This window comes from Nocardioides sp. NPDC057772, assembly GCF_042798075.1.
Lineage (GTDB): Bacteria > Actinomycetota > Actinomycetes > Propionibacteriales > Nocardioidaceae > Nocardioides.
The window spans coordinates 1-16,739 of sequence record NZ_JBHVKN010000111.1; the positions used below are offsets into that span (position 1 = coordinate 1).

The 16,739-nt window shown below is 69.0% G+C and carries 16 protein-coding genes; 4 read left to right on the plus strand and 12 right to left on the minus strand.

Annotated features, from left to right (window positions below; translation table 11 throughout):
• Nucleotides 1–81: 81 nt before the first annotated feature.
• The 3 genes from ACFVJS_RS17620 to nhaA all read right to left on the minus strand — a co-directional run bounded on the left by ACFVJS_RS17620 (nucleotide 82) and on the right by nhaA (nucleotide 2,951).
• A complete protein-coding gene (locus tag ACFVJS_RS17620) occupies nucleotides 82–1,014 on the minus strand; it encodes a DUF559 domain-containing protein (protein ID WP_378882737.1) in 933 nt (310 codons plus the stop codon).
• Between the two features lie 188 nt (nucleotides 1,015–1,202).
• A complete protein-coding gene (locus tag ACFVJS_RS17625; RefSeq protein ID WP_008356285.1) occupies nucleotides 1,203–1,610 on the minus strand; it encodes a phage holin family protein in 408 nt (135 codons plus the stop codon).
• A gap of 42 nt (nucleotides 1,611–1,652) precedes the next feature.
• Entirely contained in the window at nucleotides 1,653–2,951 is a 1,299-nt protein-coding gene (gene nhaA / locus ACFVJS_RS17630; RefSeq protein ID WP_378882740.1) for a Na+/H+ antiporter NhaA, read from the minus strand.
• Nucleotides 2,952–3,469: 518 nt separating this feature from the next.
• Between nhaA and ACFVJS_RS17635 the strand changes: the two genes are divergently transcribed.
• Complete coding sequence (locus tag ACFVJS_RS17635; RefSeq protein ID WP_378882742.1) at nucleotides 3,470–4,000, plus strand: C40 family peptidase; 531 nt, start codon at nucleotides 3,470–3,472, stop codon at nucleotides 3,998–4,000.
• A gap of 77 nt (nucleotides 4,001–4,077) precedes the next feature.
• Here the strand turns inward: ACFVJS_RS17635 and acs are convergent, their stop codons facing one another.
• From acs to ACFVJS_RS17670, 7 genes are all read right to left on the minus strand, one after another.
• The gene (acs, locus tag ACFVJS_RS17640) at nucleotides 4,078–6,039 is read right to left on the minus strand and encodes an acetate--CoA ligase (RefSeq protein WP_378882746.1); all 1,962 of its coding nucleotides are present in this window, start codon (nucleotides 6,037–6,039) and stop codon (nucleotides 4,078–4,080) included.
• 125 nt (nucleotides 6,040–6,164) lie between these two features.
• Nucleotides 6,165–7,796, minus strand: coding sequence for a cation acetate symporter (locus ACFVJS_RS17645; RefSeq protein WP_378882749.1), 1,632 nt, complete (start codon nucleotides 7,794–7,796; stop codon nucleotides 6,165–6,167).
• A gap of 1 nt (nucleotide 7,797) precedes the next feature.
• Nucleotides 7,798–8,148: a DUF485 domain-containing protein gene (locus ACFVJS_RS17650; protein WP_378882752.1), complete on the minus strand. Its 351-nt coding sequence runs from the start codon at nucleotides 8,146–8,148 to the stop codon at nucleotides 7,798–7,800.
• Between the two features lie 417 nt (nucleotides 8,149–8,565).
• Nucleotides 8,566–10,095: a cation acetate symporter gene (locus ACFVJS_RS17655; protein WP_378882754.1), complete on the minus strand. Its 1,530-nt coding sequence runs from the start codon at nucleotides 10,093–10,095 to the stop codon at nucleotides 8,566–8,568.
• Nucleotides 10,092–10,475 carry a hypothetical protein gene (locus ACFVJS_RS17660; RefSeq protein ID WP_378882757.1) on the minus strand — a complete coding sequence of 128 codons (384 nt, stop codon included), beginning with the start codon at nucleotides 10,473–10,475 and terminating at the stop codon, nucleotides 10,092–10,094. The genes ACFVJS_RS17655 and ACFVJS_RS17660 overlap by 4 nt, the downstream gene beginning before the upstream one ends.
• A 9-nt stretch (nucleotides 10,476–10,484) precedes the next feature.
• Nucleotides 10,485–11,258, minus strand: coding sequence for a LytR/AlgR family response regulator transcription factor (locus tag ACFVJS_RS17665; RefSeq protein WP_378882759.1), 774 nt, complete (start codon nucleotides 11,256–11,258; stop codon nucleotides 10,485–10,487).
• On the minus strand, nucleotides 11,255–12,364 hold the full coding sequence (locus ACFVJS_RS17670) for a sensor histidine kinase (RefSeq protein WP_378882762.1): 1,110 nt from the start codon (nucleotides 12,362–12,364) through the stop codon (nucleotides 11,255–11,257). Before ACFVJS_RS17670 ends, ACFVJS_RS17665 begins: the two co-directional genes overlap by 4 nt.
• Nucleotides 12,365–12,486: 122 nt before the next feature.
• Between ACFVJS_RS17670 and ACFVJS_RS17675 the strand changes: the two genes are divergently transcribed.
• Entirely contained in the window at nucleotides 12,487–12,960 is a 474-nt protein-coding gene (locus ACFVJS_RS17675) for a hypothetical protein (protein WP_378882764.1), read from the plus strand.
• A 9-nt stretch (nucleotides 12,961–12,969) separates the two neighbouring features.
• On the opposite strand, the gene ACFVJS_RS17680 is transcribed toward ACFVJS_RS17675, so the two are convergent.
• Together ACFVJS_RS17680 and ACFVJS_RS17685 are read right to left on the minus strand one after the other, a co-directional pair.
• Nucleotides 12,970–13,344 carry a low affinity iron permease family protein gene (locus tag ACFVJS_RS17680; RefSeq protein ID WP_378882767.1) on the minus strand — a complete coding sequence of 125 codons (375 nt, stop codon included), beginning with the start codon at nucleotides 13,342–13,344 and terminating at the stop codon, nucleotides 12,970–12,972.
• Entirely contained in the window at nucleotides 13,341–13,778 is a 438-nt protein-coding gene (locus ACFVJS_RS17685; RefSeq protein WP_378882770.1) for a low affinity iron permease family protein, read from the minus strand. Before ACFVJS_RS17685 ends, ACFVJS_RS17680 begins: the two co-directional genes overlap by 4 nt.
• Before the next feature lie 99 nt (nucleotides 13,779–13,877).
• Between ACFVJS_RS17685 and ACFVJS_RS17690 the strand changes: the two genes are divergently transcribed.
• Both ACFVJS_RS17690 and ACFVJS_RS17695 read left to right on the plus strand, forming a co-directional pair.
• The gene (locus ACFVJS_RS17690; RefSeq protein ID WP_378882773.1) at nucleotides 13,878–14,828 is read left to right on the plus strand and encodes a 5'-nucleotidase; all 951 of its coding nucleotides are present in this window, start codon (nucleotides 13,878–13,880) and stop codon (nucleotides 14,826–14,828) included.
• A 428-nt stretch (nucleotides 14,829–15,256) separates the two neighbouring features.
• Nucleotides 15,257–16,714, plus strand: coding sequence for an alkaline phosphatase PhoX (locus ACFVJS_RS17695; protein ID WP_378882776.1), 1,458 nt, complete (start codon nucleotides 15,257–15,259; stop codon nucleotides 16,712–16,714).
• Nucleotides 16,715–16,739: the final 25 nt, after the last annotated feature.

The window sequence follows — 16,739 nt, forward strand, 5'->3', positions numbered from 1 at the left end:
ATCACGCCGCCAACTCGGCCGACGCGGGTGACGCCTCGGCCTGCGCTGCTGACGCCTCGGCCTGCGCGGGCGACCCATCGGTCAGAACCGGCGCGACGAGTAGGTCGGGGTCAGAGCTTCCTTGATCTCGTGGAGCCAGGCGTCGAGGCGGTCTCCGGTGAAGTCGCCCTTGCGGACGATGACGATCGTCCAGCCGTGATCGATCAGCCAGCCTCGGCGTTCCTCGTCGTAGATTCGTTGGTCCGGGTCGTCGTGGTCCTCGCCGTCGTACTCGATCGCCACCTTGGCGAGTCGATAGGCGAAATCGAGGCGGTAGGTCGGGATTCCTTCGACGTCCACCCAGACCTGGGCCTCGGGAAGAGGGAGCCCTGCGTCGCTGATAGCGAGCAGGGTCCAGGACTCGCGCTGGGATTCGAGGCGGCGGTTCAGAAGTGGGATGAGCCCGCGGAGCTGAACGACGCCACGCCGCCCTCGAAAGCGTGGCAACTGCTCGTCGAGGGCGCTTCGGGTGATCCCATGGTGGCGGGCGAACTCGTTCAGCGCGGCCATCGCCTCGCGCCGGTTCAGGTTGCAGCCGAGGTCGAGCGCGGTCCGCAGCGGCGTCGTCACACGTACGCCCCCGATGACCGTGATGTCCTCGGGCCGAAGGTCACGCGAGCGGCCGTCGGTGCCTGGACGCCGGGTGCGGGTGTGACCGCGGACGGCACATGTCTCCACTGCCGGGAGTTGTTCCATCTCCGTCCGGGTGAATGTGTTGATGCCGTGCACCCAGGCGGCGGTCCGGTCACTGATCACCTGATGCTCGGACACGACATGCACGAGCGCTTCCGCGCGCTTCACCGGGTCGTCCTCCGCCTGCGCGGGCAGATAGACGCCCCGGAACGGGCGGCGAACGTCGCCATGGCTGATCGCCTGCGCGAGCGCGTAGCGGTTGGTAGCGACCGACTCGATGTCGGACGTGGTGAAGGGACGTTCGGGCAGAGTGCTGTCGGTCTTGACGAGTGAGAGGTTCATGGCCGCAGCGTCCGTCAGGTTGCGTACGAAGTCATCCGTCTTTGCTGCGTCTGTGGATAACTCTGGGCACAATCTGCCCTGTGGACGGAAACTGGCCCGTCATGGTGACGCTTCGGCCGACCGGAGTGACGCCTCGGTCGACGGGGCTGACGCTTCGGCCGACCGGGCCGACGCCTCGGCAGTGCGGGTCAGCGCTGGCCCTTGAGCGCCCGGGGGATCTCTTTGCCCTGGGCGATGGCCTTCTCGGGGGCCTTGACCTTCTTCACCTTGAGTACGCCGATGAATCCGAGCAGCGCGGCGAGCAGCACGTAGAAGCCGAAGACGATGAGGAAGGACCAGTGCAGGCCCAGGCCGGCCCAGTGGATGAAGTAGGCCACCGAGACGGACAGCATGATCACGGCCAGCACGAGCAGGAACGCGGCGGCGGCGAAGAGGCCGATGCCGACGCCGGCATTGGTCACCGAGACCTTGAGCTCCTGCTTGGCTAGCGTGATCTCCTTGTTGACGAGCTCGGAGATGTCGCGGGTGGCGTCGACGACGAGCTTCCCGATCGTCGGGTCCTCGCCGCCCGGGGACTTCACGATGTCGACTGCCATGGGAACCCTTCGCTGAACGTGTGTTGGGGAGCGCCCACGACCTTACCGGTCCCGACCCTGATCATCCTCGAACACGTCCGGCACGCCGTCCTTGTTGGCGTCGATCGCCTCCAGCTCGCCGATGCGGCGGTAGACCCGGTTGCGGGCACGCAGCACGATCGTGGCCAGCAGCGCGGCCAGCACGGAGCCGAACAGCACCCCGACCTTCATGTGGTCGTGAGCGGACGGGTCCGACCTGAAGGCGAGCTCGCCGATCAGCAGCGACACCGTGAACCCGATGCCGGCCAGCATCGCCATCCCGATGACGTCGGTCCAGGCGAGGTCGTCGTCGAGCGAGGCGCGGGTGAAGCGGGCCAGCAGCCAGGTCGACCCGGAGATGCCGACGGTCTTGCCGACGACCAGGCCGAGGATGATGCCGAGCGTGATCGGGTCGCGCAGCGCCCCGGTGATCCCCGACCAGCCGCCGAGGGAGACGCCCGCGGCGAAGAAGGCGAAGATCGGCACCGCGACGCCGGCGGAGATCGGCCGGACCAGGTGCTCGAAGTGCTCGGCGAGACCACGCTTGGCCTCCGGGTTGCGGGCGATGACCGGCACGGTGAAGCCGAGCAACACACCGGCGACGGTGGCGTGGACGCCGCTGGCGTGGACGAGCGCCCAGGCGATCGCGGCGAGCGGGAGCAGCAGCCACGGGCTACGAATGCGCCGCTGCACGAGCAGCGCGAAGAGCCCGATCGGGACGAACGCCAGCAGCAGGAACCCGATGTGGAGCTCGGAGGTGAAGAAGACCGCGATGACGATGATGCCGAGCAGGTCGTCGACGACGGCGAGGGTCAGCAGGAACGTACGCAGCCCCGCCGGCAGGTGGGTCGAGATCACCGCGAGGATGGCGACGGCGAAGGCGATGTCGGTCGCCACCGGGGTCGCCCAGCCGGCCAGCGAGCCGCCGCCGATCAGGTTGACCACCACGTAGACCAGGGCCGGCACCACCATGCCGCCGACCGCGGCCGCGATCGGCAGCGCGGCCCGCCGGGGGTCGCGGAGGTCGCCGGAGACGAACTCGCGCTTGAGCTCCAAGCCGGCGACGAAGAAGAAGATCGCCAGCAGTCCGTCGGCCGCCCAGGCTCCGATGGTCAGGTCGAGATGGAGAGCGTGCGGTCCGATGCGGTAGTCGCGGACGGCTTCGTACGCCTCCTGCAACGGGCTGTTTGCCAGGATGACCGCGATGACCGCGGCGATGATGAGGAGGATGCCCCCGGTCGTCTCGGCGCGCAGGATCTCGGCCGTACGCGACGTCTCCAGCCAGGAGCCGCGGGTGAACAGTCGGTTGCGGGTGTCGGTCACGGGCGGGCCTCCAGAGGCTCAGGGGTCGACGAACTCACGCCGACCAGACTTCCCGGCACACCTGACGACGACCCTAGCAAGCGTGGTCGTCCGAGCTCGAAGGGTGATCAGCACGCGGCACCCAGGGAATCGGTGACGAAAACAAACCAACACAAACATAATCAAACGTACGAAATTCGGCGTGAGTTGTTGCACAAATACCCCCACGTGCACCGCGCCTCTTGCATAGTGAGGTCAGCCCTCACCGAACGGTGGGGCCGCTCCGGTCGCGCCGAGGCCCGTCACAACCGGAGGAGAGTCGATCCGACCACGGTGGCGGGCACGGGGGAGCCAAGCAGTACGCCGGGAGCCAGAGACAAGGCAGACCGGCTTGGGGTGAAGGCGTAGACGGAACACATCCAACGCCCGGGCAACAGCAGCCCGAATCCGACAGGTGAACCTTCGCAGGCGTCGCTGCAACAGGGGAACCTCGAATGACCGGATCGTGTTTCCGGGCGCTTTCGCGCGTCCGCAGATCGATGACCCTCGGCCTCGCGACCGTCCTGATGGTCGGTCTCGCGCTCGTCGCCGCTCCCACCCAGTCCGCCACGGCCGCTTCGCCGCCGGGCGCGAGTGCCCAGGCAGGCGCCCACACCGGCGCCCAGACGAGCACTCAGGCCACCAAGAAGAAAAAGAAGAAGTCGCGCGGGCTTCGAGCGCTCCGCCGCGCCAAGAGCCAGGCCGGCGACCCGTACTCCTACGGCGCCAACGGCCCCCACGCCTACGACTGCTCGGGTCTGACCCAGTGGGTCTACAAGAAGCTCGGCTACAAGCTCCCGCACAGCTCGTCGGCGCAGGTCAGCCACACCTTCAAGGTCAAGAAACCGCGTAAGGGCGACCTGGTCTTCTTCTACGGCAGCGGCGGCGTCTACCACGTCGGCATCTACGCCGGGAAGCACGACGGGCGCCGCTGGATCTGGCACTCGCCCCGGTCCGGCGAGACGGTCAAGAAGGACCCGATCTGGACCGACAGCTACTTCATCCGCCGGGTGAAGTACAAGAAGCACTAGTACGCAGCGGCCCGGTGGTCTCGACGAAGCTCGACCACCGGGCCCTGGGCGTCCGCGACGCCCGTTGCTGAGCGGGATCAGTCGTCGGTCGAGGTCGCCTGCCCCGCCGCGATCAGGTCCATGATCGTCTGGTCCGCCAGCGTGGTGGTGTCGCCGACACCGCGACCCTCGGCGAGATCGCGCAGCAGCCGCCGCATGATCTTCCCCGAGCGGGTCTTGGGCAGCTCGGGCACGATCATGATCTGCCGCGGCTTGGCGATCGGGCCGATCTCCTTGCGGACGTGGTCGGACAGCTCCTTGTGGCAGTCCTCCGGCGACCCGTCGCGCAGGATGACGTACGCCACCACGGCCTGCCCCGTGTCAGGGTCGGTCGCGCCGACGACCGCCGCCTCCGCGACGTACTCGTGGGAGACCAGCGCCGACTCGATCTCGGTCGTGGAGAGCCGGTGGCCGGACACGTTCATCACGTCGTCGACACGGCCGAGGACCCAGACGTCGCCGTCCTCGTCCTTCTTCGCGCCGTCGCCAGCGAAGTAGAACCCCTGGTCCTTGAAGCGGGACCAGTAGGTGTCGACGTAGCGCTCGTCGTCGCCCCAGATCGTACGCAGCATCGACGGCCACGGCTGGGTGAGCACCAGGTAGCCCCCGGCACCGTCCGGCACGGAGACGCCGTTGTCGTCGACCACGTCGGCGCCCACACCGGGCAGGGCCTTCATCGCCGACCCCGGCTTGCCGTGGGTGACCCCGGGGAGCGGCGAGATCATGATCGCGCCGGTCTCGGTCTGCCACCAGGTGTCGACGACCGGCACCTTCGAGCCGCCGATGACGTCGCGGTACCAGATGTAGGCCTCCGGGTTGATCGGCTCACCGACCGACCCGAGCAGGCGGACCGAGGACAGGTCGCGGGCGTCGGGGATGGCGCGCCCCTGCTTCATGAACGTCCGGATCGCGGTCGGCGCCGTGTAGAAGATCGTGACGCCGTACTCCTCGATGATCTGCCACCACCGGCCCTTCTCGGGGAAGTCCGGGGTGCCTTCGTAGAGCACCTGGGTCGCGCCGTTGGCCAGCGGCCCGTAGACGATGTAGGAGTGGCCGGTGATCCAGCCGATGTCGGCCGTGCACCAGTAGACGTCGGTCTCGGGCTTGAGGTCGAAGACCTCCCAGTGGGTGAAGGCCGCCTGGGTGAGGTAGCCGCCGGTGGTGTGCAAGATGCCCTTCGGCTTGCCGGTGGTGCCGGAGGTGTACATCACGAAGAGCGGGTGCTCGGCGTCGTGCGCCACCGGGGTGTGCTCGGTCGACGCGCCGTCGACGACGTCGGACCACCACGTGTCGACGGAGTCGTTCCACTCGACGTCCTGACCGGTGCGGCGGACGACGACGACGTTCTCCACGATCCCGTCGTCGATCTTGCCCAGCGCCTCGTCGACGGCCGGCTTGAGCGCCGACGGCGCGCCGCGGCGGTAGCCGCCGTCGGAGGTGACCACGAGCTTGGCGTTGCAGTCGGTGATCCGCGCGGCCAGGGCCTCGGCGGAGAAGCCGCCGAAGATGACGGTGTGGATCGCCCCGATCCGGGCGCAGGCCAGCATCGCGAAGACGGCCTCGGGGATCATCGGCATGTAGATGGCGACCCGGTCGCCCTTCGTCACCCCGAGCGCCTCGAAGGCGTTCGCGGCCCGGGAGACCTCGTCCTTGAGCTCGGCATAGGTGATGGTGCGCTTGTCGTCGGCCGGCTCGCCGACCCAGTGGATCGCGACCCGGTCCCCGAGCCCGGCCTCCACGTGACGGTCGACGGCGTTGTACGCCACGTTGATCTCGCCGCCCTCGAACCACTTCGCGAACGGCGGGTTGTCCCAGTTGAGGACGCGGTCGAACGGCTTGGCCCAGGTGAGCCGTTCCGCGGCGGCGGCCCAGAACGCCTCCCGGTCCTCCTCGGCGGCAGAGTAGGCGTCGGCCTTGACGTTGGCGGCGGCGGCGAGCTCGGCGGGCGGCTCGAACCGGCGCTTTTCGTGCAGCAGATTGGACAGGGTCTCGTCAGTCACGGTTGCTCCTACGACCAGAAATGTTGTGGCTCAAGCCACAGGGTAGTGCGGGGGAAAGAACGATGGCGGGCCGTCGTACGACCGGGCTGTTCAGCCTCAGCGGACGACGACCCGCCGTTGGTGGATCAGTGCGAGATCGCCTTCTCCGAGCCGGCCCCGGTGAGGGCGCGGACCTCGAGCTCGACGTACCGCTCAGCGGTCGCCGGCTCCTTCGAGGTCACCGTGCCCAGCCAGCCCAGGAAGAAGCCGAGCGGGATGGAGACGATGCCGGGGTTCTCCAGCGGGAACCAGGAGAAGTCCACGCCGAGCGGGAACAGCGAGGCGGAGATCGTCTCGCCGGTCACCGCGTCCACGGCCGTCTTGCCGGAGACGACCGGCGAGAAGAAGACCAGGCCGACGCAGGAGATCAGGCCGCCGTAGATCGACCAGGTCGCGCCGCGGGTGTTGAACCGCGCCCAGAACATGTTGTAGATGATCGCGGGCAGGTTCGCCGAGGCGGCGACCGCGAAGGCCAGCGCCACCAGGAACGCGATGTTCAGCGACTGTGCCGGGATGGCCAGCAGGATCGCGACCAGACCGATGCCCGCCGCGGCCCAGCGCGAGACCTTCAGCTCCTCCTTCTCGGTGGCCTTGCCACGCTTGATCACCGAGTTGTAGATGTCGTGGGCGACGGAGACGGACGAGGTCAGCGTCAGCCCCGCGACCACGGCGAGGATCGTGGCGAAGGCGACAGCGGCGATCAGCGCCAGCAGTACGGCGCCGCCGACGGAGCCCTCACCGCCACCGACCTCCTGGGCGAGCAGGGGCGCCGCCAGGTTGCCGGCCTTGTCCAGGGTGGTCGGGTCGACCAGCGCGGCCGCACCGAAGCCCAGGACCAGGGTGAACAGGTAGAAGACGCCGATCAGGCCGATCGCCCACAGCACCGACTTGCGGGCGTCCGCCGAGGTCGGGACGGTGTAGAAGCGGATCAGGATGTGCGGCAGGCCGGCGGTGCCGAGCACCAGAGCGAGCCCGAGCGAGACGAAGTCCAGCTCACTGGTGAAGCTCAGGCCGTACTTCAGGCCCGGCTGCAGGAAGGCGTCGCCCTTGCCCGAGGCGTCGGCGGCGGAGCCGAGCAGCTCGGAGAGGTTGAAGCCGAACTGGGCGAGCACCAGGACCACGATCAGCGCCGAGCCGGTCATCAGCAGGACGGCCTTGACGATCTGGACCCAGGTGGTGCCCTTCATCCCGCCGACGGTGACGTAGAAGATCATCAGCGCGCCGACGAGCAGGATCACGATGTTCTTGACCACCTGGTCCTCGACGCCGAGCAGCAGGGCCACCAGGGCGCCCGCACCGACCATCTGGGCCAGCAGGTAGAAGATCGACACGACGACCGTCGAGGTAGCGGCTGCCATCCGCACCGGGCGCTGCTTCATCCGGTACGCCAGCTGGTCGGCCATCGTGTAGCGACCGGAGTTACGCAGCACCTCCGCGACCAGCAGCAGCGCCACCAGCCAGGCGACGAGGAAGCCGATCGAGTAGAGGAAGCCGTCGTAGCCCGACAGCGCGATGGCACCGGAGATACCGAGGAACGACGCCGCCGACATGTAGTCGCCGCCGATCGCGAGACCGTTCTGGAAGCCGGAGAAGCCGCGGCCACCGGCGTAGTAGTCGGCCGCGGTCTTCGTCTGCCGGCTCGCCCAGAAGGTGATACCGATCGTGATCGCGACAACGGCCAGGAAGAGGACCGTGGTGAGGATCTGGCTACCGTCCATGTCAGGCCTCCCTCTTCCGGGTCTCGTATTCCTCGTCGAGCTTCCGAGCCAGCGGGTCGAGGTGCTTGTTGGAGTAGTTGGCGTAGAGGTAGGCGATGCCGAACGTGGTCGCGAACTGCAGGAGCCCGAAGACCAGTGCGACGTTGATGTTGCCGACCAGCTTGGTGTTCATGAAGCCCTCTGCCCAGTTCGAGCAGACGACGTAGAGGAGGTACCAAGCCAGGAATGCCACCGTTGCCGGGAAGACGAACTTCCGGTACGCCGACCGCAGAGCGCGAAACTCCGCCGTGGCGTGCAGGCTGTCGTAGACCGGGTCGTGCCGGTGGGCTTGGTCGTGTGCTTCAGCGCTCACGGTCTAACCCTTTCGTTGACGAGGCCGTCCATCGTGGGGGTGAAGGACGGGCGACGTGTGATCGCAGTCACATTAGGGCTCTCTCGCCCCGCTCGTCGCGGGGTAACGCGCCCTCCCTCGGTGGGCGGCGCCGTCGCGCGACGAGCGGTCGATTTCGTACGTCGAGTGGCCGGTCCGCAGCCGGGGGCCGCGCGGCGACGAGAAAGAGTGTGAGGTGAACGAACATTCATTCACACTGGTTGGGTGAACGAAAATTCATTCGGTCGGAGTCGGTGAATGAAAGTTCATTCGCGGCGAATTGTGTGAATGAAAGTTCGTTCACCGCGCGGGCGAGGCACCGTGGCCAGGCACCGTGGCCAGGCACCGTGGCCAGGCACGTGGCCAGGCACGTGGCCAGGCACCGTGGCGAGGGGAGCGTCAGCGCTGCAGGGCGGGAGCGACGGCGGGCTCGATCGTCGGCTCGGGGGTGTGGAGGCGGACCAGCAACCGGGTGGTGTGGGCCGGGACATGGGCCGCGGAGGCGAGGCTGACGACGATCATCACCGCGAAGGAGAGTGGCACCGTCCACAGCGCCGGCTGGGTGAGAGCGGCGTCCGCCCAGGTGTCGGTACGCGACCCACTGATCGTGAACACCACGGCCGTCCCGGTGGTGACGAGCCCGGTGACCAGACCGGCGGCGGCGCCGTAGGCGGTCAGCCTCCGCCACCAGATGCCGAGCAGGAGGAGCGGGCAGAAGGTGGCGGCGGCGAGGGCGAAGGCGAGTGCGACGCCACGGGCGACGCCGACGCTGGGGGTCAGCAGCGCGCCGGCGACGGGAACCAGGACGGCGACCAGGGAGGCGATCCGGAAGGCGGCGACACCGCCGAACGGGCTGCCCCGGCGGCGCAGCAACGGCACGACCACGTCCTGGGAGAGCACGCCGGAGACCGCGATCGCCAGGCCCGACGACGTCGACAGGAAGGCCGCGAAGGCGCCCGCGCACACCAGCCCGGTCAGGGCGTCGCCCGCCCAGCCGGGGAGCATCAGGCGGGGCAGCTCGAGCACCAACGTGTCGGCGGAGGTGGGGGTGGCTGCGTACACCCTTCCCAACAACCCGAGGATCGGCGGCAGCAGGTAGAAGACGCCGAGAAGGGCGAGCACCACCAGGGTGGTGCGGCGGGCCGCGCGGCCGTCGGGGTTGGTGTAGAAGCGGACGCCCACGTGCGGCAGGCCCATCGTGCCGAGGAAGGTCGCCGCGATCAGCGAGTAGGTGGCGTAGAGACCGGCGGAGCCGTCGGTGCCCATCGGCATCGACCAGGTCTGGCTGAGGTCGGTGGCGCGGGGTGCGCCGTCGCTGCCCCAGACCGCGACCAGCACCCCGACGGGCACCAGCAGAGCGGTCAGCTTGAGCCAGTACTGGAAGGCCTGGACGAAGGTGATCGAGCGCATCCCGCCGGAGAAGACGCTGACCAGCACCACCGTCCCGACCAGCACCGGTCCGACCCAGCGAGGGGCTCCGGCGACCAGCTCGAGAGTCAGTCCGGCGCCCTGCAGCTGAGGCAGCAGATAGAGCCAGCCGATGGTGACGACCAGCAGCGAGCAGAGCCGTCGGACCCCACGAGAGGCGAGCCGCTCCTCGGCGAAGTCGGGCAGCGTATATGCCCCTGACCTGCGCAGAGGGGCCGCGACCAGGGTCAGCAGAACGAGATAGCCCGCGGTCCAGCCGATCGGATACCAGAGCATCTCGGCACCGGAGGTGAAGACCAGGCCGGCGACACCGAGGAAGGAGGCGGCCGAGAGGTACTCCCCGCCGATGGCGCTCGCGTTGAGCCCCGGCCGCACCGACCGCGAGGCGACGTAGAAGTCGCTCGTGGTGCGGCTGAACCGTAGCCCCCAGGTGCCGATGGTCAGCGTCGCCAGGGTGACCAGGGTGACCGCGACGATCGCCGGGGCGGAGTCGAAGGTCATGGCGTCTCGTCGTCGGAGCCCGAAGAATCGGTGCTGAGCAGGTCGGCGTAGCTGGCCTCGTTGCGCTCCGCGCCGCGCAGATACCAGCGGCCGAGGAGGAACAGGAACGGGTAGACCAGCACCCCGAGGAGCAGCCAGGGGAGCGGCACGCCGAACGGCGCGGTGTGGACCAGCCCCGGGGCCAGCCAGAACAGCAGCGGGAGCGAGCCGACACCGAGGAAGAGCACGGCCAGGGTGCGTACGGCGATCGACAGCTGGGCGCGCATCAGCGAGCCGAGGTAGACCTCGCCGAGGCGGGTGTCCTCGCCGACGTCGACCCGGCGGACGGCCGGGCGACGCCGGGGCGGACCGGTGACGCGTACGCGTTGGGGTTCAGTCATCGGATCGGGTCATGAGCGTCGGGCGAGCAGGTCCTTGAGCTGACGGGTGTGGCGGCGGCTGACCTGCAGCTCGGTCCCGCGGGAGGCGCCGCCGACGACGACCGAGCAGCGCCCGGCCTCCGACCGGAGCTCGGTCACGTGGGCGAGGTTGACGAGGAGGGAGCGGTGGATGCGTACGAACCGGGCAGAGGCCCACTCCTGCTCCAGCTGCGTCAGCGGGACCCGGACCAGGTGGGAGGCGTCGGCGGTGTGCAGCCTGGCGTAGTCGCCCTGCGCCTCGACATGGGTGATCTGGGAGCGCCACACGAAGCGGGTGACGCCGCCGAGCTCGACCGGGATCTGTACGTCGCCGCTCGGCTCCTCCTCCGGCACGTTACCCATCAGCCGGGTGACGGTCTCGGCCAGCCGCTCGGCGCGCACCGGCTTGAGCACGTAGTCGACCGCGCGCAGGTCGAACGCCTCCAGCGCGTGCTCCTCGTGAGCGGTGACGAACACGACCGCCGGCGGTGTCTTGAAGCGCGCCAGCAGCCGGGCCAGCTCGAGCCCGTTCAGGCCCGGCATCTGGATGTCGAGGAACACCGCGTCGACGCCCGACCCCTGCAGCTGCTGCAGCCCGTCGGTCGCGTTGAGACACGTGCGCACCTCGGCGACCCGGGAGTCCTGGGTGAGCAGGTAGGAGAGCTCGTCGGCGGCGGGCGGCTCGTCGTCGACGACCAGGATCCTCAGCCGGCCACCCGGCGCTCCCTGTCTGGCGGCGAAGGCCTGTGTCGTACGGCCGTTCATGGGTGCACTCCTGGGGCGAACTTCGGGATCCTGAGGATGACTTTCGTGCCGGCGCCGCGGGCGGTCTCGACGACCAGGCCGTAGTCGTCGCCGTAGGCGTTGCGGAGCCGGGCGTCGACGTTGCCGAGCCCGACCGAGTCGGCGCCGCCGGCCAGCGCGTTGCGCACCTTCTCCGGGTCCTCGCCGGCGCCGTCGTCCTCGACCTCGATCACGCACTCGGTGCCGCTGTCGGCGGCCCGGATGGAGATGTGACCGGTCTGCGCGTCGGCCAGACCGTGACGTACGGCGTTCTCGACCAGCGGCTGCAGGCACAGGAACGGCACCGCGATCGGCAGCACCTCGGGCGCCACCGAGAGCCTGACCGAGAGCCGCTCGCCGAACCGCGCCTGCTCCAGCAGCAGGTAGCGCTCCACGGAACGGAGCTCCTCGGACAGCGTGGTGTATTCACCGTGGGTGCGGAAGGAGTAGCGGGTGAAGTCGGCGAACTCGAGGAGCAGCTCCCGCGCACGCTCCGGATCCGTGCGTACGAAGCTGGCGATCGCCCCCAGCGAGTTGTAGATGAAGTGGGGGCTGATCTGAGCGCGCAGCGCGCGCACCTCCGCCTCCATCAGGCGCCGCCGCGACGCGTCCAGCTCGGCGAGCTCGAGCTGCCCGGAGACCCAGGTCGCGACCTCGTCGGTGGCGCGGACCATCATCGCGGAGGTGTCCGGGGCGTAGGCCTGCAGCGTGCCGACCAGGTGGTCGTCGACGACGAGCGGGCTGACCACGGCGGAGTGGAGCGGACAGCCGGCCTGGCCGCACTCGAGGTCGACCCGGTCGTAGAACCGCGTCGCGCCGCGCTCCAGCGTGCCCTCGGCCAGCTTGGTCACGTGCTCCTGGTGATGCGTGCCGATGCCCTCCCAGGCGAGCAGGCCGTCGGTGTCGGTGATCGCCAGCGCGGGCGCTGCCAGGAGCGCCTGCAGGTGAGGCGCCGCGCGCTCGGCGCTGTCGACGGTCAGGCCGCCACGTAGCGCAGGACTGGCCAGCGATGCGTTGTGGAGGGTGCGGAAGGTCGCCCGATCGGCTTCTGTGCCCAGATGGGTATGGGTACGCTTCCAGGGCCGCATCCTGCGCTCCTTCCTCTCCGTGCCGAGCGGTGTATCGAGCTTGTCGAGATGACGTCCAGTGTGACCGCGCCCACGTTATCTGTCACCCGGGCCGCTGCGGGGGTGCGAGGTAGGTTTGGCGCATGCGACTGAGTCGAGTGATCCCGGGTCTTCTGGCCGCCGGCACCGTGGGCGCCGGCGCCGCGTTCGTCATCGGCATGCGCAACAAGTCGCCCTGGCTGCAGGACCGGATCCGGGCCTTCTCGAAGCGGTTCGCGTCCGAGGCGTTGAAGACCGCGGGCATGAGAGGCGCCACCAACGGCATCGTCCTCCATGTGGGCCGCGCGAGCGGACGGGAGTACGCCACCCCGATCACGCCGTTCCCGACCCCCGACGGCTTCGTCATCAACCTGCCCTACACCTCGAAGGTCGACTGGGCCCAGAACGTGCTGGCCGCCAACTCGGCCACGATCGTCTACGACGGCGTCGACCACCGTGTCACCGACCCGCGCATCGTCCCCTACGCCGAGGTCGCGCCCCTGCTCCCCAAGGCCGCCGGCATCGTCCGGGCCGTCTTCGACGTCCAGGAGTTCCTCCGCGTCACCAAGGCCGACTGACCTCACCGGCTATCGCTGGTGCCGGCGGCGGATGTGCTCCTGGTCGGCCAGGTCGCGATCCTCCATGGCGATGACCTCGTTGTCCGCGCCGTCGACGCTCTCGACCAGCTCGTCGAGCTTGAGCAGGATGGCCTTGGTCTGTCGGTTGGTCATGTGCTGGATGCTGAAGAGCACCAGCAGGCTGACGATGGAGGCGGCCGCGTACACGAGACTGTGCCACCACGTCGGGAAGCCGGTGACCAGGCCGGCGATGAGCAGCCCTGCGACGACGACCATGCTGATCCCGCTGGCCCAGGCTGAGCCGGCCACGCCGGCGAGCACGTGAGCAGCGGCCGAGATGCGGTCGCGCAGGTCATGGGGGGCCACCGGCTCGGGGCGCGTCATTCCGCGCTTTCCCGTTCCTCCAGGCCGACCGCCTGGCGCAGCTCGTCGCGGTCGTGACGCAGCTCCGGATGGTCGCGGGCCAGCCTGTCCATCATGCCGGAGAGGCCTTCGGCGATGGCGTTGAGCTTGTGCTGGACGGCGTCGTCGGACCGCTTCTGGGTGTTCTGCAGAAGCGCCACCAGCAGGAACGTGACGATCGTCGTGACCGTGTTGATGATCAGCTGCCAGGTGTCGATGTCGGGCAGCACCACGAAGGACGGTGCCCAGATCACCACCAGCAGCACGCACAGGACGAAGAACCAGGCCCGCGACACGAAGGTGCTCGCATGGGTCGCGAATCGGTCGAACACACCGAGATGGTTCCCGACCTCGGACGGCATCGTCTTCTCGCCGTTCGTATGCCCGGAATGGTGCTCGCGCTCGCTCGTCGGCATCACTACCTCCTTCACCGCTGTTTCCGGTACCCGAGTCACGGCTCGTCATGCTCCGCTCGGCTCTGCCCGATGTCGGAGGTGAGCGGTAGGTTGCGGAGCGTGGGATACGAGCTGAGCGGGCGGTTGGTCGTGGGGATCGCGTCGAGCGCGCTCTTCGACCTGACCGAGTCCGATGCCTACTTCCGCGAGCACGGCGAGGAGGCCTACCGGCGCTACCAGGACGAGCGCATCGACGACCAGCTCCGGCCCGGCGTCGCGTTCCCGTTCATCAAGCGCCTGCTGAGCCTCAACGACCTCGCCGAGGACGCCGACGATGGTCTCGTCGAGGTCATCGTTGTCTCCCGCAACGATCCCAACACCGGGCTGCGGGTGATGCGCTCGATCGAGCACCACGGCCTGCCGATGACCCGAGCCGTCTTCACCCAGGGCCGCTCACCCCACCCCTACATCGGCGCGCTCGGGATGTCGCTGTTCCTCAGTGGCAACCGGGACGACGTCATCGCGGCCAACCGCGAGGGCTTCCCCGCCGGCCACGTGCTGCCGTCGGCGGCGACGTACGACGACTCCGACCGCTCCGTCGTCGTGGCCTTCGACTTCGACGGCGTGCTCGCCGACGACGGCTCCGAGCGGGTCTTCCGCGAGGAGGGCATCGAGGCCTACCGGGACCACGAGTCGAGTCGGAAGACGGAGCCGCTCGCGCCCGGTCCGCTGCAGCCGCTGCTGCGCGACCTCAACCGGATCCAGCAGATCGAGGAGCAGCGCCGCCTGAAGGACCCCGGCTACGAGCCGCGGCTGCGGATCGCCCTGGTCACCGCCCGCGGCGCCCCGGCCCACGAGCGGGCGATCCGGTCGCTGCAGTCATGGGATGTCTACGTCAACGAGGCCTTCTTCCTGGGAGGTGTGGAGAAGAGGCGGGTGCTGGAGGTCCTGCGTCCGTTGATCTTCTTCGACGACCAGACGACCCATCTCGACGAGGCGGTCGAGTCGATCGCCGGGGTCCACATCCCCTACGGGGTAGCCAACTTCGAGGACGTTCCTCCTGGTCAATAGCACCTTCACAGTTCGGCTACAGGACGTTCTCAACTGGGGGATAGGCCCGTCCCTGTGTCACCCTGGGGAGAGTTGTACAGACTCTGTTCATGTAAGAAGTGCGAGGTGTTCACTCGATGACTTCGGCTATGTGTGCCAAGTGCACCGAAGACGAGGAGATCCGGGTTCTCGCGCGTTCGGCGGGGGGCCGCCGGCGGTTGATGTGCTGCAGGTGTGGATACGCGTGGGAGAGCGGCCGCTCCGGCGGCGCCCGGAACGCTGGGCTGTCGGGCCTGTTCGGAGCGGCCTGAGCCGCCCCTGGCGTACGTTTCACGGTGCCGTCGCCTGAGGTTCACCTCGGGCGACGGCACCGGTGTCGCGGCATGGCTTGGGTAGAGGGTCGAGACCTGTCACGGGTTCCCCTACGAAGCTCCGAGGAGTTCCAACCCATGTCCGCAACTCGACGCTCCCTGCTCACCGGAGGAGCCGCGGCCGGGGTCGGCCTGGCCGTCGCCGGTGCCGTTCCCGCTCTTGCCGAGGCGAAGCCCGGGCGACCCGGCACCCCTGGTCGCAAGCGTGCCCGCGAGCCGTTCCCTCCGCTCGTCGACGACCCCCAGGGGATCCTGGCGCTGGCGGAGGGCTTCACGTACGCCATCGTCACCTCCGCCGGTGAGACCACCCTCGAGTCGGGGGAGAAGACGCCGTCCAACCACGACGGGATGATGGTGCTCGGCGGCAAGCGCGGGCGCTACACACTGATCCAGAACCACGAGATCGAGCCCGGCGAGGGCATCCCGGTCCCGCTCGTCGAGGGCACCGTCTACGACCCGGGCGCGCCCTCGGGAGGCTGCACCGTGATCACCACCGACGCCGGCGGCGCCAACTTCGGCGAGTTCGTCGCGATCTCCGGCACCTCGACCAACTGTGCCGGGGGCCCGACGCCGTGGGGGACCTGGCTGACCTGCGAGGAGACCGTCAACGACGCCGGTGAGGAGTGGGAGGGCGAGGACGGCACCACGGGCGTCTACGAGAAGGACCACGGCTACGTCTTCGAGGTCTGGGCCGACGGCACGGCCGACCCGCGCCCGATCAAGGCGTTCGGCCGCTACGACCACGAGGCGCTGGCGATCGACAAGAGCCGCACCCGCGTCTACCTGTCCGAGGACGCCGACGAGCCCAACGGCCTCTTCTACCGCTGGACCGCTCCGGCCGGCGTACGGCTCGGTCCGGGCGTGTTGACCTCGCTGGCCGATGATGCGGGCACGCTCGCCGCGATGCAGATCATCCTCCCCGACGGCTCGGTCCTGCCGGACGTCGCCTACCTGACCTCCGCGCAGATGGGCCAGCCCTTCCCTGTGAGGTGGAAGACGGTCCCCGAGCGCGATGCCCAGTCGACTCCCTGCCGGGAGCAGTTCGCCGACGGCGAGGTCACCCGCGGGCGGAAGTTCGAGGGCGTGTGGGGCACCGACGAGGGCGTCTACGTCGTCAACTCCTACGCGTGGGAGGAGGGCGACATGCCCGCCGACGCGTCGCCGCACGACGGCATGGTCTGGTTCTACGACTACGAGGCCGAGACCATCCAGCTGGTGACGTACTTCCCGCACCAGACGCAGTCCGAGGACGATGCGCCGGCGCCGAAGTACGGAGACCTCACCTTCGACGGCCCCGACAACGTCACGGTGACCCCCTGGGGCTCGCTGGTGCTCGCCGAGGACGGCAGCGGCGCCTCGCACGTGCTCGGTGCGTTCCCGGGCGGCCCGGCGTACGCCATCGCGCGCAACGACCTGAACGACTCCGAGTTCTGCGGCCCGTGCTTCTCGCCCGACGGCCGGGTCCTCTTCGTCAACATGCAGGACCCCGGCTACACCCTGGCCATCACCGGCCCATGGGAGCGCTACCTCGGCTGAGGCTCACGGGGCGGGCTGCTCGGGC

Coding starts and splice junctions, on each gene's coding strand:
- ACFVJS_RS17620 (WP_378882737.1), bottom strand. CDS start 1,014: ATGAACCTCTCACTCGTCAAGACCGACAGCACTCTGCCCGAACGTCCC.
- ACFVJS_RS17625 (WP_008356285.1), bottom strand. CDS start 1,610: ATGGCAGTCGACATCGTGAAGTCCCCGGGCGGCGAGGACCCGACGATC.
- ACFVJS_RS17635 (WP_378882742.1), top strand. CDS start 3,470: ATGACCCTCGGCCTCGCGACCGTCCTGATGGTCGGTCTCGCGCTCGTC.
- ACFVJS_RS17645 (WP_378882749.1), bottom strand. CDS start 7,796: ATGGACGGTAGCCAGATCCTCACCACGGTCCTCTTCCTGGCCGTTGTC.
- ACFVJS_RS17655 (WP_378882754.1), bottom strand. CDS start 10,095: ATGACCTTCGACTCCGCCCCGGCGATCGTCGCGGTCACCCTGGTCACC.
- ACFVJS_RS17660 (WP_378882757.1), bottom strand. CDS start 10,475: ATGACTGAACCCCAACGCGTACGCGTCACCGGTCCGCCCCGGCGTCGC.
- ACFVJS_RS17665 (WP_378882759.1), bottom strand. CDS start 11,258: ATGAACGGCCGTACGACACAGGCCTTCGCCGCCAGACAGGGAGCGCCG.
- ACFVJS_RS17670 (WP_378882762.1), bottom strand. CDS start 12,364: ATGCGGCCCTGGAAGCGTACCCATACCCATCTGGGCACAGAAGCCGAT.
- ACFVJS_RS17675 (WP_378882764.1), top strand. CDS start 12,487: ATGCGACTGAGTCGAGTGATCCCGGGTCTTCTGGCCGCCGGCACCGTG.
- ACFVJS_RS17680 (WP_378882767.1), bottom strand. CDS start 13,344: ATGACGCGCCCCGAGCCGGTGGCCCCCCATGACCTGCGCGACCGCATC.
- ACFVJS_RS17685 (WP_378882770.1), bottom strand. CDS start 13,778: ATGCCGACGAGCGAGCGCGAGCACCATTCCGGGCATACGAACGGCGAG.
- ACFVJS_RS17695 (WP_378882776.1), top strand. CDS start 15,257: ATGTCCGCAACTCGACGCTCCCTGCTCACCGGAGGAGCCGCGGCCGGG.